We start from the raw sequence: 24738 nt of genomic DNA on the forward strand, positions 1-24738 counted from the left end.
TTAATAGATCGCTATGGGGCGCAGCCTAGCATTTGTTCATGCGAACTTTAAATATTGATTGAATATAAATATTCCTTATTGGCATCATGTGGCGGGCAGGATCGCGGCGTATCTGCGTTATTGTCAATTCGATCGTGATGACGTCGCGTGATGTGGTGGGGGCGATTTGCCGGGCATCCAGACATGCTTGCGAGCGCGACCGATCCTCTCCGGACGCGTGAATGGCCGCCCGCTGGCTGGATGCCAGACAGCGCCGCGATCTGCCGTCTGCCCGACGACGTGCCAATGTCCAGCGTATCCGCCGCCGCGCTGCCGCCTGGGTCTCGAATATCAAGTCGGACATAAGCGGCGAAATCAGCTCGGAACACTGATATCGAATGCCATAAGTTCGATCATATCGTTGTGCCAATCCGTTATTGGAGCACACAGAAACATCTTTCTATACTCGGCTTTTCATCAGCACTTGCATGAGGCGAGTGCCAGTCATTACCCAATATGCCAAGGAAGACGCCATGAGCCTGCGCCCATTGCACGATCGCGTGATCGTCAAACGCCTCGACCAGGAGACCCGCACCGCATCGGGAATCGTGATTCCCGATAGCGCCGCTGAAAAACCGGACCAGGGCGAAGTGATCGCCGTGGGGCCGGGCCGCCGCGACAACGATGGCCGCCGCATCGCCACCGACCTGAATATCGGCGACCGCGTGCTGTTCGGAAAATATGCTGGCCAGACCGTGAAAGTCGATGGCAACGAACTGCTGGTGCTGCGCGAAGAGGATATCGTCGCTGTCGTGAATCAATAAATCCCGCTTGAACGCCTGAAAGAGAAAACCATCATGGCATCCAAAGACATTGTATTTGGCGATATCGCCCGCACGAAACTGATCGAAGGTGTGAATATTCTCGCCGACGCCGTCAAAGTCACGCTCGGTCCCAAGGGCCGCAACGTCGTGCTCGAGCGTAGCTTCGGCGCGCCTGTTGTGACTAAGGACGGCGTGTCGGTGGCGAAGGAAGTGGAGCTTGCCGACAAGCTGCAAAACATCGGCGCGCAGATCGTCAAGGAAGTGGCCTCGAAAACCAGCGACGCCGCTGGTGACGGAACGACCACCGCAACGGTACTCGCTCAGGCGATCGTGCGCGAGGGACAGAAATATGTGGCGGCAGGTTTGAATCCGCTTGATCTGAAGCGCGGCATTGACAAGGCGGTCACGATCGCCATCGAGGAACTGAAAAAGATCAGCAAACCCACCACCACGAGCAAGGAAATCGCCCAGGTCGCGACCATCTCCGCAAATGGCGAAGAATCGATCGGCCAGCGTATTGCTGAGGCGATCGATCGCGTGGGCAAGGAAGGCGTGATCACCGTTGAAGACGGCAAGTCGCTCGCCGACGAACTCGACGTCGTGGAAGGGCTGCAGTTCGACCGCGGCTATCTATCGCCGTACTTCATCAACAATCAGGACAAGCAGATTGCAGAACTCGACAATCCGTTCATCCTGCTGTTCGACAAGAAGATCTCGAATATCCGCGATCTGCTGCCGGTGCTGGAGCAGGTGGCCAAGGCGGGGCGTCCGCTGCTTTTGATCGCAGAGGATATCGAGGGCGAGGCGCTTGCGACACTCGTCGTCAACAATATTCGCGGCGTGCTCAAGACAGTGGCGGTGAAGGCGCCGGGCTTTGGTGATCGCCGCAAGGCGCTGCTCGAAGATATTGCGATTCTCACGGGCGGACAGGTTATCGCCGAAGAAACCGGCCTCACGCTCGAAAAGGCCACGCTCGCAGAACTGGGCCAGGCCAAGCGTATTGAAGTGGGCAAAGAGAACACCACAGTGATCGACGGTGCTGGGGAGGCAGTCGCCATCCAGGCGCGCGTGAAGCAGATTCGTCTGCAGATCGAGGAAGCGACCTCCGATTACGACCGCGAAAAGTTGCAGGAGCGCGTAGCCAAGCTGGCTGGCGGCGTGGCCGTCATCAAGGTGGGCGGAGCGACCGAAATCGAGGTAAAGGAGAAGAAAGATCGCGTCGACGATGCGTTGCACGCAACGCGCGCGGCTGTGGAAGAGGGCATTGTGCCGGGCGGCGGCGTCGCGCTGATCCGCGTGCGCCAGGCGATTCTCGATCTGAAGGGCGCCAACGCAGACCAGACGGCCGGCGTGAAGATCGTGCTACGCGCACTGGAAGAACCGCTGCGCCAGATCGTGACCAATGCGGGCGAAGAGGCGAGCGTGGTGGCAGCAAAGGTCTCGGAAGGAGCGGGTAACTTCGGCTACGACGCGGCGACGGGGCAATACGGCGACCTGGTGGAAAAGGGCGTGCTAGATCCGACCAAGGTGACGCGCACGGCCCTGCAGAATGCGGCTTCGGTAGCAGGGTTGCTGCTGACGACCGATGCGACGGTCTATGAGCCGCCGAAGGCCGCGGCCCAGGGCGCGCCAGTTGGCGGACCCGGCGGCCCGGAGCTTGGATTCTGAGCGCTGCCGCAGCGGTAGCAGAACGCGGCGCACGCCTCGGTTGACCGGTGTCGCCGAGGTCTAGCGCGTGCGCTGGTAACGGCCCCACGCCGATCTATCTCCATGTTGCCGTGGAAATGTGCGAGGTCGTCGAGGTGATGAACGCTCGAGGTTTGCCCTCGATGCGCTGACTCAGATGGGATTCAAGGGGCGTCGGTTGTGCTTGAGCGAAATCGGAACAGGCGGAATTGCTAACGCAGCAAAGTCAGTGAAAACTAGTGTTCCGTCCCAGAAATAACTTTGCATAGCCGGGCCACCTTCTGAATGATCGAATCGGCGCTCGGGGTCCAGTCCACCGACCAACGCCCTGGTACTGTGTGTCGACGGCGTAGCGCTGGCAAATCGAGGCGCGGCCGTGGCGATTATCTCTTCACAAAGCGAACACGAGGCGCTGGCGACCAGGGAATCGATTTCCGGGAGCGGTGGCCGGGCCATCGCGCTGAAAGCGGATGTCGCAGAAGAATCTGACGTGCAAGCGATGACACTCGCTGTTGCTGACGCTTTTGATGGGATTGACTATCTGATCAACAATGCCGGCACTACCCGACAGCTTCGCTTTGAGGATATGGATGCCATTTCCAGCGACATTTGGGACGCGCTCATCGCAGTCAATGTGAAAGGGACGTTTCATTGCTGTCGGGCCGCTGCACCTTACCTCAGAAGGCGTCCCGGCAGTGCCATCGTCAACATTGGCAGCATAGCCGGCGAAACCGGTTGTGGGTCTTCACTGCCGTACGCGGTATCCAAATCAGCCGTTCACGGACTCACCAGATCACTCGCGCGTGCGCTGGCTCCAGCGATCCGGGTCAATTGCGTGACGCCCGGCGCAGTCGCAACAAGATGGTGGGCAGGGAATGAGGAAAAAATGCGAATGTTAGCGGGAAGTCTGGCCTTGCAACGGGTCTCCACTCCGCAGGACATTGCCGAAACGGCGTTGATGCTGCTTAAGGCAGAATCGATGACAGGGCAGATCATAAAAGTGGAAAATGGCCAGACGCTGAACTCGCGGAACCGTCGTTGTGAGGGTACGGGCGCGCGTAAATCCGGCCCGCTACCAGAGGGTCGGCGCTTGCCAGCTACAATAGACGCCCAATCAATGGCGGTGCGATCCCGCATCTGCGTGATGCTCACGTTCACTACATGACTAAGACCACGAGGCCGGACAAAGCGCGCCAGAGCCGCACCGAAGTAATGAACACCATTCGCCGCGCGGCCATTTCGGAGTTCAGCCAGCACGGTTTCGCGGGCGCTTCGACCCAGGCGATTGCGGAACGCGCGGGGCTCACCAAGTCGTCGCTCCATTACTACATTGCCGACAAGGAATCGCTCTACGCCGAAGTACTCGGCGACCTGATGGCAAGCTGGGCGCGGCTGTTCGAATTCGAGGGCGAGTCGGACGAGCCCGCCGAAATCCTCGCGCAATACATCCGCGAGAAGCTCAAGTTCACGTTCAAGAATCCCGAGCTTTCGCGTATTTTCACGACCGAACTGCTGAGCGGCGGTCATCGTCTCGCGCAGTTCTGGCCCGACGCGATTGCCAGCACGAACCGCAAGGTCGCGATGATCGAGGGCTGGGTGAAGCAAGGGCGCATCCGCACGCTCGACGCGCGCCTGCTCATCATGCACATGTGGGCGATGACCCAGTATTACGCCGACTACGCGATGCAGGCGGAGAAGATGCTGGACACCTCGCTGCGCTCCCGCAAGACCCAGGAGCACGTGCTCGAAGAACTCGTCGGCTTCGTGCTCGCGGGCTGCGGCATTGCCCGCGAGCACGCCGAAACGCCTGCTTCAAAATAGGGCGATGTCCCTGATCTGGCGCGCGGTGCCCCCGTCGGGTGCGCGCCAGAGTCGCTCTCGCAGAGCGGCCCGCACGCTCCGCCGCACGTCGATTTTCGCCGCAACTTCCCTGTAGCTATGCCTTTCTGGCGCTGCTTGAGCCGGGCCTCAAGCAGCTTGGCATGACCGTTGCTTATTGACCGAATGAACAAACCATTCGGTCAAATAAAAGCTCATGTCCAGCATCGTGCAGCGCCATCCCATCGACGTCGTGGTCACGCAGGCCACGAATCTCACCGGCGAAATCCGGCTGCTGCGCGTTTGCGCGGGCAATGGCACGCCGCTGCCGGCCTTCGAGCCGGGCGCGCACGTGATGGTCGAGGTCGCGCCCGGTCTCACGCGCGCTTATTCGCTGTGCAGCGATCCCGCGTTCACGGGTCATTACGACATCGCGGTCAAGCTTGAAACGCAGGGCCGCGGCGGCTCGCGCGCGCTGCACGCGGTCAACGTGGGCGCTCGTCTCACGATCGGCGCGCCGCGCAACCTGTTCGCGCTCGCGGGGCACGCGATGCATCATCTGCTGATCGGCGGCGGGATCGGAGCGACACCGCTGGTGGCGATGGCGCACCGGCTTGCGGCTGAAGGCGCGTCGTTCACGTTCGCGCAGTTCAGCCGCAGCGCGGCGCATCTGCCGTTTGCCGGTCTACTGCGCGAGGGGCCGTGGCAGGCGCAGGTGGCGCTGCATTTCGACGATGCACAGAGCGTCGATCTCGTAAGTCTGAGCGGTGCTCTGCCGTCGGGCACACACGTCTATTGCTGCGGGCCGGCTGGCTTCGTGCGCTGGGCGCGCACGCAATGCGCGAACGTGTCCGATGCGCAGTGGCACGAAGAGCGTTTCACCGCCGATGCGAATAGCGAAGCACGCGCGCGCGACACCGGGGCCGCGCCTGCGGAAACAGCGGCAGCGGCGACAACACAACTGATCCTCGCACGCACCGCGCGGCAAATCGCGCTGCAGCGCGGCCAGACATTGCTCGACGCATTGCGCGAACACGGCGTGGAAGTGGAAACCGCGTGCGAGCAGGGCATCTGCGGGAGCTGTGTGGTCGAATACAGCGAAGGCGAGCCGGTGCACGGCGACGCCTGCCTCGACGCCGCAGACCGTGAGAACCACGTAGCGCTCTGTTGCGGCGGCTGCCGGTCGGCATCGCTCACGCTGCAACTGTGACCGCGATGACGACCTCTCTCGTCACGACCATCACCGGCGCGCGTCTGCCGCGTTGGCTCCTGCCGCGCGACTGGCCGCAACGCGATGGCGCGCCCGCGCTGGCCACCATCGAAATCGAAGGGGGCGTGATCGGCGCGGTTCGATCCGATCGGCAAAGCGGGCCAGACAGAAGGCTCCCGAGCGGCGCGTCGATCGACCTGCAAGGCGCACTGGTTTTGCCCGCGCTCGTGGAAGCGCATGCGCATCTCGACAAGGCCTACACGCGCGGGCGCCTTGGTGCGCTGGCGCCGGGTCTGCTGCCCGCCATCGCCGCAATGCACGAAGACCGCGCGAACTGGACCGACGACGATCTGCTCCAGCGCGCCAATCGCGCGCTGGAGGCGGCGTGGTCGGCGGGTGTCACGCATCTGCGCACGCATGTCGACTGGTGGGACGCTGGCGCGCCGCGTGCATGGCAACTGTTCGGCGAACTGGCGCAGACGTGGCGTACGCGCATGCGCCTGGAGCGTGTCGCGCTTGTGCCGTTGCCGCTGTTCCAGAGTGCTGCCGCCGCGCGCTCCATCGCGTCCCAGATCGCGGCCAGCGATGACGCCGTGCTTGGCGCGTTCATCCACACCAGCAACTATGCGCGAGCCTCGCTCGATCATCTGATCGACGCGGCGGCTACGGCATCGCTGGCACTCGATCTGCATGTGGACGAAGAACTCGATGCTCACGCATGCGGCCTCGCCCACGTGGCGGCTCGCGCCGCGCAATGCACAGCGACGGGCGGGCTGCGGCGCATCGTGTGTTCGCATGCGTGTGCGCTTGCCGCCCAGGACGACGACGCGGCCTTCGCGCTGCTCGACCGCATGGCGCGCGTGCCGCTGGCCTTGATTGCGCTGCCCGCGACCAATCTTTTGCTACAGGATGCGCGCGCAGGCCGCACGCCGCGCCTGCGTGGACTCTCGCTGCTGCACGAGGCGCGCGCGCGTGGCATTCCGGTGCTGGTCGGCAGCGACAACGTGCAGGACGCGTTCTGTCCGCTCGGCACCTTCGATCCCGTCGACGCACTGCGTACCGGCATCCTCGCCGCGCAACTCGACGACCCGTTCGATAAATGGACCGACACGATCTGCCGGGCCGACTGGCTAGGCGACGCGCCCGACTCGCAGCCGACGCTGGTGGGTCGCCGCGCCGACCTCGTGGTGTTCGATACGGCTGAAGTGCACACCTGGCCTTCCTTGACCGCGCGCCGCGTGCTGCGCGCGTCGACCGACACGATCCTAAGGATCACTATATGAATCCGACTGCAACGACTTACCCGGCGAACCACGTCACCGTAGGCGCGGCGCCGCTCGCGCGCTACGCCGCGTATCGCCGCGCGGGCGACTTCCTGTTCCTGTCCGGCGTGATCGCCGTAAACCCGGCGGCGAACCTGATCGTGAAGGGCTTCGACGACATTCCGAGCGAAGCTGCGCAGCGCATTGGCCGCACGGGCGAGTTCTCCGCCGATATCAAGCTCGGCCCGGTGCTGGCGCAGAGCTGGTACGTGCTCGACAGCATTCGTCGCACGGTGGAAGGCGCGGGCGGCCAGATGTGCGACGTGTTCAAGCTCGTGCAGTACTTCCGCAATCTCGATCACTTCCCGCTATACAACCAGGTGCGCAAGCAGTTCTTTCCCGACGATCCGCCGGCTTCGACCGTCGTCGAAGTGAGCGCGATGCTGCCCACGCCCGACATCCTCATCGAAGTGGAAGCCACCGTGTGGCTCCCGCAGCGCTGACGCTTGCCCGCTTCATCCTCCACAACACGCCCCAAGGACACTCATCATGCTGCACGGTTACACCCCGCCCGAACGCTTTCTGCCTTACCTCACCTGGAACGATATCGACGCGTTGCCCGACCGCGAAAACACCGTGATCGTGCTGCCGGCCGGCGCGATCGAGCAGCACGGCCCGCATCTGCCCTGCGCGGTGGACAGCATCGTGGCGGCTGGCGTGGTGGGTCACGCGCTTGCGCGCGTCGATCCCAATGTGCCGGCCTATGCGCTGCCGCCGATCACCTATGGCAAGTCCGACGAGCATCTGCATTTTCCGGGCACCGTTACCTTGACCGGCGAACTGTTGCTGGGCACCACGATCGAGATTGGCGAATCGGTCTATCGCGCCGGCTTTCGCAAGCTCGTGATCGTGAATGCGCACGGCGGTCAGCCGCAGCCGCTCGAAATGGCTGCGCGCGAACTGCGCCTGCGTCACGGCGATTTCGTGATCATCGTGCGCTCAGCCTGGAGCGTGCCGCACGAAGAGCACTTCATGTCCGACGCGGAACGCAAGCTGTCGATGCATGCGGGCCACGGCGAATCGGCGCTGCTGATGGCGCTTGCGCCCGACACCGTTCATATGGACCGCGCCGTCGCCAACATGCCCGAGCCGTTCCCGTGCCCGACGCTATCGAGCGGCCGTCCCGCTGCCGCGTGGTGCGCGCGCGACTTCGGTCCGAGTGGCGTGATAGGCGATCCGCGCGGCGCGACGCGCGAGCAGGGTGAACTGCTGCTCGAACAGCTGAGCACGAGCTGGGCGAAGGCGATCGGCGAGGTGCACCGGATGCGCTGGCCGGAGCGCGATGCGCAGACCTGGGCGCGCCAGCAGTTTCGCGGCGATGTGCAAGGCCGCACTTGAGCGCAACGAAACCGGATACCGCAACAGCGGGCGTACGGCGCGCCGCGCGAGCACGCCGCCGCGCCGTTACAACGAGGGGCAATCATGAATCACTTTCCTAAGCGGCTTCGGAAGGCCGCACGACACCCGCGCGCCGCCTTGCGGCGAAGCCTGCGCCTGCACGCGGCGTACCTCGCGTGCGCGCTTGCGGCCGGTGCCGCCGGTGTGACTGGCGCGCACGCGGCCACGCCGTTTACGCTCGTCACGAACTGGTATGCGCAGGCCGAGCACGGCGGCTTTTATCAGGCGCAAGCCGAGGGCCTCTACAAGTCAGCGGGGCTTGACGTCACGCTGCGCATGGGCGGCCCGCAAGTGAACGCGGTGCAACTGCTGGCGGCGAATACCGCGCAATGCATCATCAGCGACGATATCTCGACGATGAACGCGCGGGCGCACGGCGTGCCGGTCAAGCTCGTCGCGACTTCGTTCCAGCACGATCCGACCGTGCTGATAGCACATGACGATGTGCCCGACCTTAAGGCGTTGCGCACGCGCACGTTGCTGGCGTCGAGCAATGCGTACGCGAGCTGGCTGCCGTGGGCGAAGTCGACGCTGGGCTTCAAGGACGACCAGGTGCGTCCCTACACCTTCAATCTGCAGCCCTTCATGTCGAGTGACAAGATCGCGCAACAGGGCTATCTCACGTCCGAGCCGTTCGCGCTCGCGCAGGCGGGCGTGAAGTTCAAGGTGTTCGCGCTCAGCGATGCGGGCTATCCGCCATACGGCAACGCGATCGCGTGCCGCAGCGACGTGATCGCGCAGCATCCGGACGAGGTCGCGGCCTTCCTGCAGGCTTCGATGCAAGGCTGGAAGGACTATCTGTCGAATCCGGCCGCAGGCAACGCGCTGATCCGCAAGGAGAACCCGAACATGAGCGAGGCACAGCTCACGTGGGCGGTCGGTCAGTTGAAGTCGAGCGGGCTCGTCATGGGTGGCGACGCGGTGAAGGGCGGCATCGGCGTGATCACGGAGCTCCGTCTGAAGGCGAGCTGGAACATGGCCGTGAAGCAGGGGCTCATCGACAGCAAGGCCGTGCGGCTTGATCAGTTCTACACCACGAGCCTCATCACGCGTCATCCGGTGCTGCCATGAGTAGCGCGACAGTTGAGTGCGCAACGCTGGTCGAGAGCGCCGCTGCGGCGCAGGCGAGCCCGTTCGCGGTCGAGGCGCTTTCGGCGGAGAAGGTCTATCCGAATGGCACGCAGGCGCTGCGGCCGGTCGATCTGCGCGTGAAGGAGGGCGAGTTCGTCACGCTGCTGGGGCCGTCCGGTTGCGGCAAGAGCACCTTGCTGAAGATGGTAGCGGGACTGATCGAGCCGAGCGACGGGCGCCTGCTGTTGTGGCGCAAGCCCGTCGCGCAGATGGCGCAGAGTTCGCGCACGCTCTCCTACGTGTTTCAGGAGGCGACCCTGATGCCGTGGCACACCGTGGCGCGCAACGTGCGGCTGCCGCTCGAACTCATGGGTGTCGCGCGTAAGGAAGCCGACTATCGCGTGCGCGACGTGCTTGCGCGAGTGGGCCTCGCGGGATTCGAAGACGCGTTGCCGCGCGAATTGTCCGGCGGCATGCAGATGCGTGTGTCGATTGCGCGCGGCCTCGTGGTCAAGCCGAATCTTCTGCTGATGGACGAACCGTTCGGCGCGCTCGACGAGATCACGCGCAATCGCCTCGACAGCGACCTGCTCGAACTGTGGCAGCGCGAAAAGCTCACGGTGATGTTCGTCACGCATTCGATCCACGAAGCGGTCTTTCTCTCGCAACGCGTCGTGGTGATGGCCGCGCGCCCGGGGCGCGTGGTGGACGACGTGGCGATAGACGAACCGTTTCCGCGCACCGCGGCGTTTCGCGTGTCCGCGCGCTTCAGCGAATACGCGATGCATTTGCATGACCGGCTCGTGCAGGCGAGCGGCGATCAGGAGAGGCAGTCATGAGTTCATCCACGCTCGCGCGGCGCATGCCGCTCATGCAGCGGCCGGACGTGCAGCGCGCGGCGATTCCCGCGCTGCTGGCCGTAGCATTGCTGCTGGCATGGCAGACGGTATCGGTCGTGGGCCATGTGCCGAGCTATCTCGTGCCATCGCCGCTGGAAATCTTCACGACGCTCGTGCACGACTGGGCTCTGCTGGGCGCGTCGCTGCTGTTCACGCTCAAGATCACGCTGCTGTCGTTTTTCACGGCGGTGGTGGTGGGCGTGCTGCTCGCGTTCGTGTTCGTGCAGAGCCGCATGATCGAAACCGCGCTGTTTCCGTACGCGGTGCTGCTGCAAGTCACGCCGATCGTGGCGATTGCGCCGCTCATCATCATCTGGGCGCAAAACACGACGCTGGCACTGGTGATTTGCTCGACGCTGGTTGCGGTGTTCCCAATTATCTCGAACACCACGCTCGGCTTGCGCAGCGTTTCGCCGGGGCTACTCGCGTATTTCCGGCTGCAACGCGCGTCGCGGCTTCAGGTGCTGCTGCGTCTGCGCGTGCCTTGCGCGCTGCCGTTTTTCTTCGGAGCACTGCGCATTGCCGGCGGTCTCGCGCTGATCGGCGCGGTCGTCGCGGAGTTCGTGGCGGGTACGGGCGGCAGCAACACGGGCCTCGCGTACCAGATCCTGCAGGCCGGTTATCAGATGAATATACCGCGTCTTTTTGCGGCGCTCGTGTTGATCTCCCTTGTCGGCATTGCGCTATTCGCGTTGATGTCGCTGCTCTCGACACTCGCGATCGGCCGCTGGCACGAAAGCGAATCCGAGCGCGCCGCTTGAGCGCGCCCACTCAATGGACAAAACGATGACAACATACTCGACCCGCGTCGACGCATTACGTTCGACGCTAGACACGCTTGCCTGGACTGTCTCTCCTGTGCACGTCAAGCGCCTGTCGCGCGACTTTCACTGGTTCAGCCCGGTGCTCAAGCGCGCGCTCGAAGACAAGGTGGCCGACGCCGTCGTCACGCCGCGCAACGAGGCGGAACTGCGCGACGTGGTGAGCGCTTGCGCCCGTGAGGGCGTGCCGCTCACCGTGCGTGGCGGCGGCACCGGCAACTACGGTCAGGCCGTGCCGCTCGAAGGCGGCGTGGTGATCGACATGACCTCTTGCGATGAACTGCTGTGGACGAAGGACGGCGTCGCGCGTGCGCAGGCCGGCATCCGCCTCGCGGCGCTTGAAGAACGACTCGCGCCCGCCGGTTGGGAACTGCGCTGCATGCCTTCGACGTTTCGCATCGCGACGCTCGGCGGTCTGCTGTGCGGCGGCTTCGGCGGAATCGGCTCGATCAACTATGGACCGCTGGCTGCTTCCGGCACCATTCTGGCCGTGCGCATCATGACTGTGGAGCCGCAGCCGCGTACGCTTGAATTGCGCGGGCACGAAGCGCTCGCGTTCGCGCATGCCTATGGCACCAACGGCATCGTGCTGGAGGTCGAACTGGCGCTGGCGCCGGTCCAGCAGTGGGACGAGTATCTGCTAAGCTTCCCCGATCACGCGAGCGCGTTCTCGTGCGCGAAGGCGCTGGCCGATTCGCCCGCCATCGCGAAGCGCAACGTCGCGTTGTTCTCGAATCAGGTGCAGCGCTATTTCAGCAAGCTCGCCGGGCATCTCGACGCGCAAGCGCACGCGGTCATCGCGGCGCTTGCCCCTTCGGGACGCGAGCCGCTGCGGGCGTTGGTGAGCGCGCACGGCGGCACGCTCGCGTGGCATCAGGACGGCATCGCGGCGCGCGCCAGCCAGCACACCTTGCTCGAGTACTGCTGGAATCACTCGACGCTGCACGCGTTGCGCGACGACAAGGCGATCACCTATCTGCAAACGGCTTACACCTATGGCGAAGAGCGCGAACAGATCGAAGCAATAGAACGTGCGGCGGGCAGCGAGGTGCTGTGTCACCTGGAGTTCATTCGCGACATGCAAGGGCGCGTTGTCTGCGTTGGCCTGCCGTTGATCCGTTATACGACCGACGAGCGCCTGGCCGAGCTGATTGCGCTGCACCGCGCGTACGGCGTGACGATCAACGATCCACACGTCTTCACGCTGGAGGACGGCAAGCACGGCGGCTCGCTTGACGTCGGGATCGTCGCGGCCAAGCGCGCTTACGATCCCGGCAATCTGCTCAACCCCGGCAAGGTGCGCACGATCGGGGCCTGATGCGGGTCCTGATCACGTCCTGACTGCGCCCGCGTTCGCGCAAGCGACCCCTGATCCACATTCTTAGATCATTACACGCTACTCAATCACATGAAGATCTCTGCGCCAACAAATAAATTCGCACTACTATGCAGGATAGTCACGACAACGACAGCCGTCGCGATCGCGGGGGTGTCAGCTCAGGCACGTGCCCAGGCTTCCGCCACAACCGTTCCCGGCGATACTGCTACGCCCGCGAAACCCGCGACTCCATCAGCGAAGGGCGCGCGCAACGCGGCCGCCGCGGCCGCCGTGCAGGACAAGGCGAAAGCAGGCGGCGACACCCACGGGCAGGCCACCACGCCCACGGTGCCGGAAGCGCAGGCTGAAGTGAAGCCGCCGTCGGCGGCGCAGTTGGCGGGCTCGAACGAGGCCACCTCGCTGCTTGAAGCGTTCACCAAGGGTCATTTTTCCGGGGATTTCCGCACCATCTACTTCTCAACGCACAACGCGTTCTTTTCTCCCGGAGTCAATCAGGACACCATCAGTTACGGTGGCAAGCTCGGCTTCACGACCGCATCTCTTTACGGCTTCACGGCGGGTGTGAGCGGCTTCATTCAGCGCGGCATCAATCACTCCGATAACCCGGCGAAGGTCGACGGTTATCTCGGCCCGAATCTGCTGGCGATGGGCGAGGCGTATCTGCAGTACGAGGGGCACGGCTTCAAGATTGTGGGCGGCAATCAGCAACTCGACGTCCCGTTCGCTTCGACATACGACTGGCGGATGGCGCCGGAGTTGTTCCAGGGCGTGTCTGCGCGCTACGGCGACAGCAATGACTTCGTGCAGGCGTTCAAGATGTTCCGCTTCAAGTCGTACATCTCCGATTCGTTCACGAAGCGCACGACGTACAACTCGGACTTCGACTCGTACTCGACGATCGGGAATGAAGAGACGAATGGCTTCTGGGGCGTGGGGGCAGGTCACAAGTGGGCTTTCCAGCCCGTGACACTCACTGCGCAGGGCTGGTTCCAGACCTATCAGGACTACGCGAAGCTGACTTACGTGGAAGGGCAGGTGATTCGCAGCGATGGACTGATCAGGCCGTTCGTGGGCCTGCAGGCTTTCCGTGAAACGGGCGACGGACGCGATCTGCTCGGCAACGTGAACAGCGAAGTATGGGGTGCGCAGTTCGGTATCAAACGCAATTCGCTGACGCTGAGCTTCGGCTACAACCGCATCGTGCCGCACGCGGACTCGTATCTGAATGGCGCACTCGTGACACCCTATGCGCACAACGTTTCATCGGGACCCTTGTTCGCGCAGCCATTTCTCAGTAGTACGCAGGATTTGGGCGCGGGCAATGCGTACGCAATCGACATCAACGGTGCGCCAATGGGGCATTGGTTCATCGGCGCGCGCTACTCGTTTATGGACCTGAAGTCGAGCGCGACGGCGGTGAGCCTCGATCAGTCGGAGTACTTGTTCTACGCGATCTATAACTTCACGGGAAAACTCAAGGGGCTGAGTATCGCCGACTTTATTGCGTTGCAGTCTTCGCCGGAAAAGTCCGCCAGATTCATTCAGAACCGCTTGACGTTGGAGTATGCGTTTGGGGGGTGAAGAAGTTTGTTTGAGGTTAGTGTGGGGCGGCATTGTCTGCGTATTTTGTTTCGGCTTTATCGCCGCCTCACGGCTATCCCACTCCTTCCAGGTAACACCGCTAAGGCGCGAAGTGGGCACGGGTGCAGCGTCGGGCGCCGTTCGTTTCAGGGAGCCGAGGTGGTCGTGTGGAGGAATGGAATACCCGCCTGGCTACCTGTCCTCTGTTACGTGGGGATACGCCAGGGTTCTCGAAAACGATGAGGCCATGAGGCTGGCTGCTCGATGCGGCCGAATGCGTGATCTACGAGAGGGGATTTGCAGCCGGGACTCTCGACGAAATCGCCCGGCGCGCAGGCGTTACACGAGGCGCACTATACGGCCACTTCCGCGGTAAGCTGGCGATGCTCGATGCCTTGTTTGCTGATGCTGCACATCCGCTAGATCCATTTGCGGTCAACCTTCTTGCCTGTCAGGATCGTCCATTCGAGCAATTTATCGAGGAAATCGAGCTGGACGCCGAACCGATTTTCAGCCGCTTCATAGAGGCGATCCGCCACTCCGAATTGTCGATCGAGGAAGGGCTGCACCGTGCAATCTGCGATGGCTCGCATGATTCAGTCGGCTTTGAACGGGCTGTTGCGCCTCCGGGTGATGAATGTCGGCGCAACAAATCTATCAGATGCCGAGGTGAGAGCAATTGTGCGGCCCTGATGAAGTAGGGCGCTTGGCACCGGGACGGTTTGCCGTGCCTGCCAGTTCGAAGATCCCGCTTCAGGTTTCGGCGTTCACGAACCTGGCGTCCGACTCGGCCGACTGCAACGCGCGGTATTTTCCGAGTGAGACGATGAGTAGGCTCGCGACGAGCAGCACCGCCGGCGCAAGTCGAAGCGGCATCTCGTAGTTACCATTCTGGTCGAAATAGCGGCCGGCCAGAAGTGGTCCAATCACGGCACCAGAGGCATAGCCGGCGAATGCGATTCCATAGTTCAGGCCGAAACGACGCATGCCCAGATAGGCGCGAACGAGATAGGAAAGAAGGTCACCTTCGACGCCGATTGCCAAGCCGATGCAGGCGCACGCGAGCAGAGCGGACTGCAGGGATACGGCGTTCAGGAGCAACAGGTATCCCACCGCCCCGGCGAGAAAGAACGCAGAGCCAACAAAAGGCGCGTGAAACCGGTCCATCAGGATACCTGCAAGAAGACGGCCCAAAAGGATGCCGATACCGATGAGCGACGCGCAATGCGCGGCTTCCTCGGCAGACAAGCCGCGTTCCGTCAATAGAGCCGGCAGATGCGGATTGAGAGAAAGTGTCGCGCTGGATGCGAGAAAGGCGACGGCGAATATGATGCCAAGCTTGAGCGTCGAAAACGCGGCGCCCCCTGCAAGGCCGTCAACGAAATGACCCTGACGCGGGAGGGCGCGAGGCGCCGACTTGCGTTCCCTGATCAGCAGGCAGGCAAGCAGTGAACCGGCAAGCGACACGCATGCGATGACCTGATAGGCGTGGCGCCAGTGAAGCGCGCCGATCAGATGCTGTGTCGCTGTGGGCGCCGCCGCGGCACCTATACCAAGGCCGATCATGGCGCAGCCGGTCGCGAGACCGAGACGTCTGTCGAACCACTGTGGAAGGATCGCGAGGTAGCCGAGGACGGACGTCGCGGCTCCGGTCACACCGATGAACAATGACAGTGCGACCCAGGATCCTGGGTCGCCACGCTGCAGACTCATGCAAGCGACGGCGAGGCTGAACAGGATGGCAGACGTGAGAATGACACGCCGCACGCCGAAGCGGTCCATCAGCATCCCGATAAACGGGCTCGCAGCCGCGAGCCCACCCATCGACGCTGCATACGATAACGCGGCCTGTTCCCGTGTCCAGTGGAACTCACGCAGGATCGCGGGAGCGAAGACACCCGCGGTTGCGTTGAATACCGGTGCGTAGCCGATTGCCATGCCAATCGCCGCACCGGCGACAATCGCGACGAGTTGTGTCTTGCTGGGTTCATTGCAACCTGCCGGTTCGACAGGCGCTACCGGTGCAATGGGTGCTACGGTCATGAATGTCTCCTCAAGGCTCTCTGCCGGCGTGGCTCTCTGGCCGTTCTCGCCGCCTGGATGATGGACGCTGGGTGCTCAGTCGCTAACTGGATCAGTCGAGACCGCGACGATCACCGAGATACGCGCCTGCACCCTGAAGTTGAGGTTTGAGTCCGAGCCGTTTGAGCATCTGCCGAACCGTACACGCGGCCGTCGACGCGACCGGGATGCCCAGCGCCTGTTGAGCTTGTTGCAGTGCCGGCAGTGAGGGCATCTGGACGCACGCTGACAGCACGACCGTGTCGACTCCGCGCACGTTCAGGCGCTTGACGTCGTCGATCAGCCTGAGCGGATCGCGCGCCCCCACGTCCAGGTTGTCCTCGATCGAAAAATTGATGGCATCTTGAACTTCGATATCTTCTGCTTCGATGTAGTCGATGACGCGACGGGTCAGGGCATCGCTATAGGGCGCCATGAGCGCAATGCGCTTCGCGCCGAAGCTCTTGAGTTCGTCGACGAGCGCACCTGCGGAGGTCATGACTTCCGGCTTCGCTCCTTGTGTGCCTATTGCATCAAGGAGCGCCTGCGCAGCAATGCGATGATAGCCGTGACCCATGCACATGATGGCGACCAGGCATGCGGTGCTAAGCACGTCGACGCGCGCGTCGGCAAGCTCGACTGCGCAACGCCCCATGTCGCGATTCATGTTTTCCAGCTCTTCGGCCACCACCTTGTGCATGCGTACGCGGCTGGAGTGAAATGTGAATGCGTGCTCGGGATGATCCTGCATGTATGACGCGAACATCGCGGGAATTTCCTTTTCCATGGTGATGTTCGAACTGGGCACGATTTGCCCGATGCGGTAGTTCATTTTCTGTTTACCTCGTTTTGTCGGCGCGCGTATAGTGGGTCAGCGTTGCACGGAGTGGCGCCGGAATCTCCCTGCTTTCTCGCACATGGGCATGGACGCAGATTGGCGAGAAGCGGGCACTGAAGATGGGTTCGCCCCCCGGGCGTCTGCCTTCGCAATGAAAGTCGAAGCTGCGCGTGCGTATGTCGCCTACGTAGCATTCGAGGTCGACCACGTCGTTGGGCCAGAGCGTGCCGGAAAAGTCAAACGTCATGCCGCGGCAAGGCAAGCCCACGCCGTATTGCTGACCGAGCGACTCGCCCGAACCACCGGCGATGTGATCCTGGAACAGCGCGAGCGCGCTGAGCAGAAACTCCGGAAAACGCCCCGTGTAGGCGACGCCAGCGGGATCGCAGTCGCCCCATCGCACCGTACGTCGAACGACGAATGGCGAACAGCTCAGTACATATTCGTAGCTTTGCGTCATTGCAGTGCCTCGCCAGCGGGTATCGCGCCAGCGCTCGCCAGTTCCTGCATCAGCGCGGGATACTGCTCGCGCAGGCGAGCGATGTCGACGCGGCCCGTACGCGTCATGAACTGGTAGACGAATTCGTGCGGCGTGTACGTCTGCATCCACGCGCGTATCTGCTCATACCAGTCATACGAGGCTTCCGAAGCGCCGATCAGGCGGTCCTTGGATTCGCGACGCGTATTCACGTAGGTTTGCAGCGCTGCAGGCACGTCGGCAGGGTGGGCGGCGATGGCCTGCGCGAGCGCAATGGAGTCTTCCATGGCGATGCGCGTACCCGAGCCGATCGAAAAATGTGCGCTGGCCAGTGCATCGCCGATCAGCACGCGTTTGCCGCTGTACCAGTTCGCGTTGCGGATTACCGGAAACTGCCGCCAGATCGAGTTGTTCGATACGAGGCCATGGCCGTCGAGTTCAGGCGCGAAGACGCGTTCGAACAACTCGCGCCGCTCGTCGGCGTTCGCACTTTCGAGCCCGAGTTCGCGCCAGGTCAGGTCGTCACATTCCGCGACGAAGGTGCTCATGTGTTCCGAATACGGGTAATAGTGCGCGACGAAGTAGCCGCCGTTGTATTGCCGGAACACGAGCGCCGGGCATGCAAATGCCTTTTGCACGCCAAACCAGGCGAAATGATTCGTCAGATCGCGGCGAGTGGTGCCGAAGCCGACTTCCGCGCTTGCGCGAACCAGCGAGTTGATGCCGTCCGCGCCCACCACGATGTCCCCCTCGAGCGCGTCGATATCGAGCACACGCGCGCACCAGGTTGCGCGAATGCCAAGGCGTGCAGCGTGCGCTTGCAGGATCGACAACAGTTCCAGCCGGGCGATCGCGCCGCCGCCCTGACCAGGCCGTTGTATCGTGATGGGTGTATCGTCGCTCACGATGGTCTGTTGCGTGCTGAACGTCATCGCCTTGACGAGGTCGGCACAAACGTCGGGCGCGGCGTCGCTGAGTCGCGCGAGACCGGTATCAGCGAGCACGACGCCGAAGCCGAACGTCGCGTCGGGCGCGTTCTGTTCGAACACTTCGACGGTGACGTCCGGTGCCTGGCGCGCCAGCAGGATCGCGAGGAAAAGACCCGAGGGGCCGCCGCCTACGATATCGATTTTCATGGCTGCACCATCGGGCTGATCACGAGACGGTCTGCATCGAACTGTTCGATGCGGCCAGCAAGGCCGCCCGTGAGCGCGCCGTACCAGAGCGCGGGCTTGAAGCCGAGCGCCTTGCGGTTGAACGTCAGGCCGGGATTGCCGTCGATGCGGATATAGCCGCCGTGCGTCACTGTGCGATAAGCGTCTGACTGACGCGCCGCGTCCACGAGCGGGCGGAATTCGGGGACGTCAAGGACGAACACGGAAGCAACGCCAGCCGCGGCCGAACCGTCGAGCTGGCTTGCTTTGCGTTGCCAGACTGGATCGATGGAGCCGAATGCTTCGCCGCGCGCCGCGAGACGCTCCATTTCAATGGCGGCTTCGATTGTGCGGCTCGCATCGCCACTGTCCGCCGAATCGAACGGGCGGGTCTGGTAAGTGATCTCGATTGGGTAGCCATTCGGGTCGTTGAAGTAGATCGACTCGATCACTTCATGGCGTACCTGATAGCGCATTTCGATCCCCGCCTGCTCGACGCGAGCGCGCCATTCAGCCAGTTCGACGGCATCGGCGACCTGCCAGGCCGTGTGCGTGGCGCGAACCTGATAGTGGTCGCTCGGCGCGAGCCAGTCGGGCCGTTCCGTGCCGATGTAGTAGAAAAACGCGATCGTGCTGCCGTTGCCGCTATCGAAAAAGAAGTGGAGGAAGTCGGCGTGATCGGCCGGACCCCAGCCTCGCGCCGAGATGGCGTGCACGAGCGGCAAGCCGAGCAGATCGCGATAGAAATGCACGGTTTCCTCGAGCTTCCAGGTCGGGCGTGCCGTGTGATGGACGCCACGCAGAACGGGGCCAGCGAAAAGGGACGGGGCGACGGCTTGATTCATGACTTGACCTCTGTGGCAGTACGGATTGCGCCTTCGTTCTGGAGGCGCTCGATCAATTGTTTGCGCAGTAGCACCTTGCTGAGCTTGCCGGACGCGGTAACGGGAAACTCCGCAATCAGTTCGAGCCGCTCCGGCCATTTGAATTTGGCCAGACCTTCGGCCTGCAAAAAGGCAGTGAGATCGGCGAGCGTGAGGCCGGATCCGACCGGGTCAGGGACAACGAACGCGCAGACCCGCTCGCCATAAACCGGATCGGGCATACCGACGACAGCCGAAGCATGCACAAGCGGGCAGCGATTGATGACATTCTCGAGTTCTTCCGCATTGATCTTCTCGCCGCCGCGATCGACGACGTCCTTGGTGCGGCCGCGGAAAAAGAAGTAGCGCTTGCCGTCGATGACCTGCGCCATCATCAGGTCGCCAGAACGGTAGAAACCGTCGGCGGTAAAACGATGGACATCGTCCTTTTCGGACTTGTAGTAGCCGCCGATCGTGTACGGTCCGCGAAAGAGCGCTTCGCCAGTTTCACCGTCGGGCACTTCCGTTTCACTGCCGATCTCGACAATCTTCACTTCGTCCCACGCCGAAACCGGACGGCCCACGGATTCGTCGAGCGCATAAGCGGGGTCGCCTTCCTGTGCGAACATGATCACGCCTTCGGTCATGCCGAAGATGTGGTAGCAGGGGGAGCCGAGCATCTCGCGCAAGCGCGGCGCGTTCTTCGGACCCATCAGTTTGCGTCGGGCCTTTGTTTCGGGCGTGGCGCGCTTCAACTGTTCTGCCACGCGCTGGAGGATTGGACCCGCGAGGCCGAACCAGGTCGGCTCATAGCGTTCCACCACCGCCGAGAGCGTTTCCGACGAGATGTCGGGGCACACGGTTACGCGCCCGCCTGCGAGCAGGATGGGACCGAAGAAACACACCATGTTCATGTTGTGCATGAACGGTGTAGGCATGAAGAGCACGTCGTCGCCGGTATAGCCGTTCCACGCCGCGACAGCCTGCATGTTGTAGAGATATTCGTTGTGAAAGCGCGGAATGATCTTGGGCACGCCCGTGGTGCCGCCCGAGAGTTGAAACACCGCGGCCTGAAACGGATCGTCCTCGATGCGCGCGAGCCGGTCATGAGCCTCATTCGCGCTCATGCCGTCGATGAGCGACCACAGCGTGAGCGCCTCGCCTCGCTGCGTGCCGCGCGCCTGCACCGTGATCTTCAGCGAGGGCACATGCGCGCGCATTTCTGAAGCAAAAACGATGTCGTCAAACTTCGCATCATCGCCTTGCACTACGTGAATCGTTGCTGCGCAGAGATTGCCGAGATACTCGATTTCATGCTTGCGAAAGGCCTGAAGCGCACACAATGGAATGAGCGACGCCTTGAGGCAACCGATGAACGCGATCAGCAATTCATTGCAATTGCCGCATTGCAGGATCACACGGTCGAGCGGTTGCGCGCCGCGCTTGAGCAGAGCAGCGCCGAACCGGTCAGTGAGATCGTCGAACTGCGCGTAGGTAAGCTCTGCCTCGGGTCCGACCAGCGCGAGTTTTTCCGCATGTTTCGCGAATGCCTCGCGCAGCGCCGAAGTTAGCGACTGTGTGCCCAGTACGCCAGCTTTGAGATATTCGCGCAATCTTGCTTCATCGGGGTAGCGCACGCCGGGCAACGTCACTTTCGGCCGGATTGTCTGTTGATCCAATATTGTCTCCATCATGATGTTGTTGTCTGATGTAATCAGTCGGTGTCGAATCTCACGCTCAGCCATTCGACGATATGGCGGGACGCAATTTCGCGCCCCGAGGGCTCTCCGCGAGCCAGCGCCATGCCGTGATGATTGCCACGCACGCGAATGCGAGTTTTGTCGGCAGCACCCAGTTTTTCAAAGAGTTCTTCGATATCCTTAGGGAATGCGCATTGATCGCCCGTATATTCGAGCAGCAGCGTAGGCGCGACGATAGACGCGGCGCAGTGCTCGAATGAGGCGAGGGATGAAAGGCCAGACCAGGTCGACAGCCACGATTCCGGGGTGACCACGCGTGCGAACGCAACGCTGCCCCAGTTGGATACGAACGGATCGTTTCCCCACAGCGAACCGGCCTGGCGATCGGAGCTATCGAGCGAGGGGTCCCAGGCCCGCAGGTCGGCGTCGGTTCGCCAGACCTGAAAGATGGGCGCGTGGGCGGCGAGCCGTCGGTCTGCCGGCGTGGGCGCATCGCCTTTAAGGCGCCGCCGCGCAGCCTGCTTTCGTTCGATTAACTGCCTGGCGAAATCGTCGAGACGTTGTGCGCGCCTTATTTGCGCTGCCCGATAGCGCTCGATGAATTCGCTGGCGTAGCGGGCTGTCCGCGTGTGCGGGTCATAGCCGTTATCAGACGAAAACGGATCCAGCGTGGGATCGACGGAAAGCGGGTCGTTTTCGTCGACCACACTCGCATCGAGGCTATTGAGCAGGATCGTGCCCTGACCCGGATGTGGGGAGACAAGAATGAAGCCGTCGGCGAGCGGCAACTCCGCTTCGGCGAGATTCACAGGCCGGCCCGCTGGCGTGCGTGCAAGGCGTTCCGCCGGCGCCAGTCGCGCCTGCTGGTTGTAGAAGGCGTACAGCGCGCCGCCTCCCGAGTTTCCAAGCAGCACGACGTCACGGTAGCCAAGCGTGCGCAAATGTTGCATGCCCGCTGCTACGTCAAGCAACGCAATCTCGTGTTCGAGCCGCAGATCGTTGCCGATCGAACGGGGCCCCTGTACCCAGCATGCACAGCCTGCATCGAGCACAGCCGGGACCAGGTAGTGGGCCACCGACATTTCGCGCGGATGCATGATCGACACGACCGTCTTTTCGTCTCCTGTGGCCGTGAAAAGAAACCCGAGTGTCTTTTGCCCATCGGCGGTTTGCAGCGAGTAGGGCGTGACACGATACGGGCGACGCATGAGCTCCGGATCCCAACTGGCGCCGCGCAAACCGGCGGTCACGACTGGTCTTTCCCTCTGTTCCACATCTCCTCCAATAAAAATTTGAACTTGATGTCAATCAGGTTAAGAATTAATTGAGATAGTGTCAAATAAAATTTGGAGGTAGACTGTTGGTACTTTCCCGAGCGATAACTTGATCGATGACTGCACGTACCACCTTGAAACCGGAAATGGCCGAACCAGCGCCGCCACGCCGTCGCGGACGACCGCCGAAAGCGGCCGCGCCCATCGGCGCCGAGTCGCTGTTGTCGCGTAACGTCATCATTGAGCGTGCGAGTGAGATGGTAAAAGCCATGCCGCTCGATCAGGTGTCGATGGTGCAACTGGCCAAGGAGTTCGGCGTGGCACCGGGGCTGATCCACTACTATCTGGGTAGCCGGGACGACTTGATCTCCGGCGTGCTGAACCGCTATTACCGGCTGCGTCTGGAAGCGCTCCCAGCCTTGACGGGCAACTGGCGCGCCGATGTCGAAACCATTGCGCGTAGTTCGTTCGCGATGGCGCGCGAAATGCCCGGCGTGAACCTCTACGTGGCGTCGCACAACCGCTTCCGTCTGTTCCAGTCGGTTGCGCCCGGCGAGATTGACTACGGGATGGCGTTGTTCAATCACATCACCTCCGCGTTTCTGCAGGGCGGGTTTTCCGCGGAGCGTGCCGCGCTCGCGTATCACTTGTTGGCGCAGTACCTGCTCTCTTCGAGCATTTCGGCAGCGGGGCGCCAGTCGCCCTCGGAGCATTCAGACTTTCTGCGCGGCAAATTCGGCGAGGTCTCCGACGACCGCTATCCCGCCGCGAAGATAGTTGGTGCGGCGTTCTCGGAGTTGGGCGCGGAACTCGCTTTCGACGAAGGCCTCAAGCTTCTGCTCAACGGTTTCGGCGACTGGCTCGGGGGTAACGTACGGATCGATACAAGGCGGCGCGAATCGCGCTCGCCCCGCAAGGCGCGCGGGGCGGATGCTGGTTGAAGCCTCAGAACTTGTGGCGGATGCCGAGGCGTACGCCTATCTGCTTGTCGATGGTCGATGGGCTGAAACCGGCAATCGATGCTACGGCGCTCTGGCCCAGGGAATCGGTGCCCATTGCGCGTTGGAGTACGGTCAGCAGATAGAGGTCGGTGCGCTTTGAGAGAAAGTAATCGGCACCAAGGTCAAGTTGGAGATACTTCGCGCCGTCGTCGCCCTGTACGGAATTGCGATGGGTGTAGTCGATGCCGGTCGCGAGCTGGAGGAAAGGCGTAACGCTGCAGCGCACGTTGAAGTCAAGGCTGGTGAATATGGCATCGCCGCTGTAGTGGAGCGGGTTCGGACCCGAAGCAGAGCCAAGATTATCGAAGCGCGTGTTGGTGGCAGCCAGCGAGAAGACCGCGCCGCCCAGCGTATATGACGCTCCTGCGCCGATGATTTCGAGCGTCTTCGCGGAAGCGTAGCCTGCATATACCGGATACGACTGTGGGCTCGTCGCCGAACCTGAGGAGCCTATATTGTTCGCCGTCGCCGTACCCTTGTTCGGCGTGTTGCCGTAAAACGAAACGTTGGGGTCCCGTGCGTTCAGGTAGCCGGCTCCGAAGGCAAACGCGCCGCCCGTGTAGCCGGCGCCCAGTGCCCAGATCTGATTCTGTGTTGTATTGCCCGCTACGCCGCCAAAGCTGTAAAGCGCGCCGGCGCTGAAACCACCGAACTTCGCTGTGGTGACCTTGACCGAGTTGTTGATGCGGTTGGTGTTCGTCAGATTGTCGAGATCGTCGGGGTGCGCGCCCATGTAGCCTGCCCAGGAACCGGCGGCCGCAAACGGCTGTACGGATTCAATCAACGGGTCATACTGCCTGCCTGCCGTGATCTTTCCGAATGCATTCGATAGCCCGACATACGCTTGCCGGCCGAATTCGTCGCCTCCCTGCGCGAGTGCGCCGCTGTTGGCGAGAAAGCCGTTTTCCAGCACAAAAATGGTACTCAGTCCGCCGCCGAGATCTTCGGTGCCACGCAGGCCCCAGCGGCTGCCGCTCATTCCCGTCGCATGCGCGTCGGTCAGGGCGAACTGCGCGCCGCCCGCACGCTTTCCACCCGTAACGGTTGTCTGCGCACTATTTGTGAAGCTGAGGCCAAGATCGATGATTCCGTATAACGTCACGGAACTCTGCGCGTGCGCAGATGTGGTAACAAACACGGCAAAGGAACATAGAACCACGTGTCTCCGAAGCATGCTGCATCTCCATATATATAGTTATCCGAATTGTGTTTTGTGGTGCCATGCCGATGTCATGGCGTCTTTGAGATTATTTTGAGACTATCTCAAATACACGCGCAAAATCTAGCACATTTGAGACTACTGTCAATAATTTCGGTGGCGCTCTAGGGCGTCGTTTACCCGTACGGGTCAAGAGACCGGGGCGTGGGTGAGGTCGACTGAAAAAAGTGGAAGCCAACGTTTCGTAAAATCGCGAAACGGA

General features: G+C 62.2%; 24 protein-coding genes. 16 read left to right on the forward strand and 8 right to left on the reverse strand.

Translation table 11 applies throughout. The features are described 5' to 3' along the window. The first annotated feature begins 221 nt into the window (after positions 1–221). The 15 genes from U5A67_RS33375 (at position 222) to U5A67_RS33445 (ending at position 14649) form a co-directional block, all read left to right on the forward strand. Entirely contained in the window at positions 222–371 is a 150-nt protein-coding gene (locus U5A67_RS33375) for a hypothetical protein (protein WP_321959782.1), read from the forward strand. A gap of 141 nt (positions 372–512) precedes the next feature. Continuing rightward, positions 513–803: a co-chaperone GroES gene (gene groES, locus U5A67_RS33380; RefSeq protein WP_321817682.1), complete on the forward strand. Its 291-nt coding sequence runs from the start codon at positions 513–515 to the stop codon at positions 801–803. A 33-nt stretch (positions 804–836) separates the two neighbouring features. Next, entirely contained in the window at positions 837–2471 is a 1635-nt protein-coding gene (groL, locus tag U5A67_RS33385; protein WP_321817683.1) for a chaperonin GroEL, read from the forward strand. Between the two features lie 373 nt (positions 2472–2844). Further along, complete coding sequence (locus U5A67_RS33390; protein ID WP_321817725.1) at positions 2845–3654, forward strand: SDR family oxidoreductase; 810 nt, start codon at positions 2845–2847, stop codon at positions 3652–3654. Continuing rightward, positions 3651–4310 (forward strand): TetR family transcriptional regulator C-terminal domain-containing protein, encoded by a 660-nt coding sequence (locus U5A67_RS33395; protein ID WP_321817684.1) that lies wholly within the window; start codon positions 3651–3653, stop codon positions 4308–4310. The genes U5A67_RS33390 and U5A67_RS33395 overlap by 4 nt, the downstream gene beginning before the upstream one ends. A 214-nt stretch (positions 4311–4524) precedes the next feature. After that, positions 4525–5517, forward strand: coding sequence for a PDR/VanB family oxidoreductase (locus U5A67_RS33400; RefSeq protein WP_321817685.1), 993 nt, complete (start codon positions 4525–4527; stop codon positions 5515–5517). Positions 5518–5522: 5 nt separating this feature from the next. After that, on the forward strand, positions 5523–6800 hold the full coding sequence (locus tag U5A67_RS33405; RefSeq protein WP_321817686.1) for an amidohydrolase family protein: 1278 nt from the start codon (positions 5523–5525) through the stop codon (positions 6798–6800). Beyond that, positions 6797–7282, forward strand: a complete 486-nt coding sequence (locus U5A67_RS33410; protein ID WP_321817687.1) for a RidA family protein — start codon at positions 6797–6799, stop codon at positions 7280–7282. Before U5A67_RS33405 ends, U5A67_RS33410 begins: the two co-directional genes overlap by 4 nt. A 46-nt stretch (positions 7283–7328) precedes the next feature. Continuing rightward, positions 7329–8177, forward strand: coding sequence for a creatininase family protein (locus U5A67_RS33415; protein ID WP_321817688.1), 849 nt, complete (start codon positions 7329–7331; stop codon positions 8175–8177). A gap of 84 nt (positions 8178–8261) precedes the next feature. Continuing rightward, positions 8262–9308, forward strand: a complete 1047-nt coding sequence (locus tag U5A67_RS33420) for an ABC transporter substrate-binding protein (RefSeq protein WP_321817689.1) — start codon at positions 8262–8264, stop codon at positions 9306–9308. After that, positions 9305–10147 carry an ABC transporter ATP-binding protein gene (locus U5A67_RS33425; protein WP_321817690.1) on the forward strand — a complete coding sequence of 281 codons (843 nt, stop codon included), beginning with the start codon at positions 9305–9307 and terminating at the stop codon, positions 10145–10147. The genes U5A67_RS33420 and U5A67_RS33425 overlap by 4 nt, the downstream gene beginning before the upstream one ends. Beyond that, positions 10144–10968 carry an ABC transporter permease gene (locus U5A67_RS33430; protein WP_321817691.1) on the forward strand — a complete coding sequence of 275 codons (825 nt, stop codon included), beginning with the start codon at positions 10144–10146 and terminating at the stop codon, positions 10966–10968. The genes U5A67_RS33425 and U5A67_RS33430 overlap by 4 nt, the downstream gene beginning before the upstream one ends. A 25-nt stretch (positions 10969–10993) precedes the next feature. After that, positions 10994–12346 carry an FAD-binding oxidoreductase gene (locus tag U5A67_RS33435; RefSeq protein WP_321817692.1) on the forward strand — a complete coding sequence of 451 codons (1353 nt, stop codon included), beginning with the start codon at positions 10994–10996 and terminating at the stop codon, positions 12344–12346. Between the two features lie 171 nt (positions 12347–12517). Next, positions 12518–13948 carry an OprD family outer membrane porin gene (locus U5A67_RS33440; protein ID WP_321817693.1) on the forward strand — a complete coding sequence of 477 codons (1431 nt, stop codon included), beginning with the start codon at positions 12518–12520 and terminating at the stop codon, positions 13946–13948. A 257-nt stretch (positions 13949–14205) separates the two neighbouring features. After that, positions 14206–14649, forward strand: coding sequence for a helix-turn-helix domain-containing protein (locus tag U5A67_RS33445; RefSeq protein WP_321817726.1), 444 nt, complete (start codon positions 14206–14208; stop codon positions 14647–14649). 52 nt (positions 14650–14701) lie between these two features. Here U5A67_RS33445 and U5A67_RS33450 read toward each other — a convergent pair whose 3' ends face one another. The 7 genes from U5A67_RS33450 to U5A67_RS33480 all read right to left on the reverse strand — a co-directional run bounded on the left by U5A67_RS33450 (position 14702) and on the right by U5A67_RS33480 (position 22250). After that, positions 14702–15991 carry an MFS transporter gene (locus tag U5A67_RS33450; RefSeq protein WP_321817694.1) on the reverse strand — a complete coding sequence of 430 codons (1290 nt, stop codon included), beginning with the start codon at positions 15989–15991 and terminating at the stop codon, positions 14702–14704. Between the two features lie 91 nt (positions 15992–16082). Further along, positions 16083–16841, reverse strand: a complete 759-nt coding sequence (locus U5A67_RS33455; protein WP_321817695.1) for an Asp/Glu racemase — start codon at positions 16839–16841, stop codon at positions 16083–16085. Between the two features lie 7 nt (positions 16842–16848). Then, positions 16849–17307 (reverse strand): acyl-CoA thioesterase, encoded by a 459-nt coding sequence (locus U5A67_RS33460; protein WP_321817696.1) that lies wholly within the window; start codon positions 17305–17307, stop codon positions 16849–16851. Beyond that, a complete protein-coding gene (locus tag U5A67_RS33465; RefSeq protein ID WP_321817697.1) occupies positions 17304–18461 on the reverse strand; it encodes an FAD-dependent monooxygenase in 1158 nt (385 codons plus the stop codon). The genes U5A67_RS33460 and U5A67_RS33465 overlap by 4 nt, the downstream gene beginning before the upstream one ends. After that, positions 18458–19324, reverse strand: a complete 867-nt coding sequence (locus tag U5A67_RS33470) for a VOC family protein (protein WP_321817698.1) — start codon at positions 19322–19324, stop codon at positions 18458–18460. Before U5A67_RS33470 ends, U5A67_RS33465 begins: the two co-directional genes overlap by 4 nt. Continuing rightward, positions 19321–21021, reverse strand: coding sequence for an AMP-binding protein (locus U5A67_RS33475; RefSeq protein ID WP_321817699.1), 1701 nt, complete (start codon positions 21019–21021; stop codon positions 19321–19323). The genes U5A67_RS33470 and U5A67_RS33475 overlap by 4 nt, the downstream gene beginning before the upstream one ends. Positions 21022–21056: 35 nt before the next feature. After that, complete coding sequence (locus U5A67_RS33480; RefSeq protein WP_321817727.1) at positions 21057–22250, reverse strand: alpha/beta hydrolase; 1194 nt, start codon at positions 22248–22250, stop codon at positions 21057–21059. A gap of 182 nt (positions 22251–22432) precedes the next feature. Here U5A67_RS33480 and U5A67_RS33485 point away from each other — a divergent pair, with 182 nt between their 5' ends. Further along, a complete protein-coding gene (locus U5A67_RS33485) occupies positions 22433–23257 on the forward strand; it encodes a TetR/AcrR family transcriptional regulator (RefSeq protein WP_321817700.1) in 825 nt (274 codons plus the stop codon). 4 nt (positions 23258–23261) lie between these two features. Here U5A67_RS33485 and U5A67_RS33490 read toward each other — a convergent pair whose 3' ends face one another. Next, on the reverse strand, positions 23262–24491 hold the full coding sequence (locus U5A67_RS33490) for a porin (RefSeq protein WP_321817701.1): 1230 nt from the start codon (positions 24489–24491) through the stop codon (positions 23262–23264). Positions 24492–24738 lie beyond the last annotated feature (247 nt).

This window comes from Paraburkholderia sp. J69-1, from assembly GCF_905220255.1.
Classification (GTDB): domain Bacteria; phylum Pseudomonadota; class Gammaproteobacteria; order Burkholderiales; family Burkholderiaceae; genus Paraburkholderia.

Excerpts from the sequence above, each read along its gene's own strand:
- U5A67_RS33375 (WP_321959782.1), top strand. The coding sequence starts at position 222 with ATGGCCGCCCGCTGGCTGGATGCCAGACAGCGCCGCGATCTGCCGTCT.
- groES (WP_321817682.1), top strand. The coding sequence starts at position 513 with ATGAGCCTGCGCCCATTGCACGATCGCGTGATCGTCAAACGCCTCGAC.
- groL (WP_321817683.1), top strand. The coding sequence starts at position 837 with ATGGCATCCAAAGACATTGTATTTGGCGATATCGCCCGCACGAAACTG.
- U5A67_RS33395 (WP_321817684.1), top strand. The coding sequence starts at position 3,651 with ATGACTAAGACCACGAGGCCGGACAAAGCGCGCCAGAGCCGCACCGAA.
- U5A67_RS33400 (WP_321817685.1), top strand. The coding sequence starts at position 4,525 with ATGTCCAGCATCGTGCAGCGCCATCCCATCGACGTCGTGGTCACGCAG.
- U5A67_RS33405 (WP_321817686.1), top strand. The coding sequence starts at position 5,523 with ATGACGACCTCTCTCGTCACGACCATCACCGGCGCGCGTCTGCCGCGT.
- U5A67_RS33410 (WP_321817687.1), top strand. The coding sequence starts at position 6,797 with ATGAATCCGACTGCAACGACTTACCCGGCGAACCACGTCACCGTAGGC.
- U5A67_RS33415 (WP_321817688.1), top strand. The coding sequence starts at position 7,329 with ATGCTGCACGGTTACACCCCGCCCGAACGCTTTCTGCCTTACCTCACC.
- U5A67_RS33420 (WP_321817689.1), top strand. The coding sequence starts at position 8,262 with ATGAATCACTTTCCTAAGCGGCTTCGGAAGGCCGCACGACACCCGCGC.
- U5A67_RS33425 (WP_321817690.1), top strand. The coding sequence starts at position 9,305 with ATGAGTAGCGCGACAGTTGAGTGCGCAACGCTGGTCGAGAGCGCCGCT.
- U5A67_RS33430 (WP_321817691.1), top strand. The coding sequence starts at position 10,144 with ATGAGTTCATCCACGCTCGCGCGGCGCATGCCGCTCATGCAGCGGCCG.
- U5A67_RS33435 (WP_321817692.1), top strand. The coding sequence starts at position 10,994 with ATGACAACATACTCGACCCGCGTCGACGCATTACGTTCGACGCTAGAC.
- U5A67_RS33450 (WP_321817694.1), bottom strand. The coding sequence starts at position 15,991 with ATGACCGTAGCACCCATTGCACCGGTAGCGCCTGTCGAACCGGCAGGT.
- U5A67_RS33455 (WP_321817695.1), bottom strand. The coding sequence starts at position 16,841 with ATGAACTACCGCATCGGGCAAATCGTGCCCAGTTCGAACATCACCATG.
- U5A67_RS33460 (WP_321817696.1), bottom strand. The coding sequence starts at position 17,307 with ATGACGCAAAGCTACGAATATGTACTGAGCTGTTCGCCATTCGTCGTT.
- U5A67_RS33465 (WP_321817697.1), bottom strand. The coding sequence starts at position 18,461 with ATGAAAATCGATATCGTAGGCGGCGGCCCCTCGGGTCTTTTCCTCGCG.
- U5A67_RS33470 (WP_321817698.1), bottom strand. The coding sequence starts at position 19,324 with ATGAATCAAGCCGTCGCCCCGTCCCTTTTCGCTGGCCCCGTTCTGCGT.
- U5A67_RS33480 (WP_321817727.1), bottom strand. The coding sequence starts at position 22,250 with ATGCGTCGCCCGTATCGTGTCACGCCCTACTCGCTGCAAACCGCCGAT.
- U5A67_RS33485 (WP_321817700.1), top strand. The coding sequence starts at position 22,433 with ATGACTGCACGTACCACCTTGAAACCGGAAATGGCCGAACCAGCGCCG.
- U5A67_RS33490 (WP_321817701.1), bottom strand. The coding sequence starts at position 24,491 with ATGCTTCGGAGACACGTGGTTCTATGTTCCTTTGCCGTGTTTGTTACC.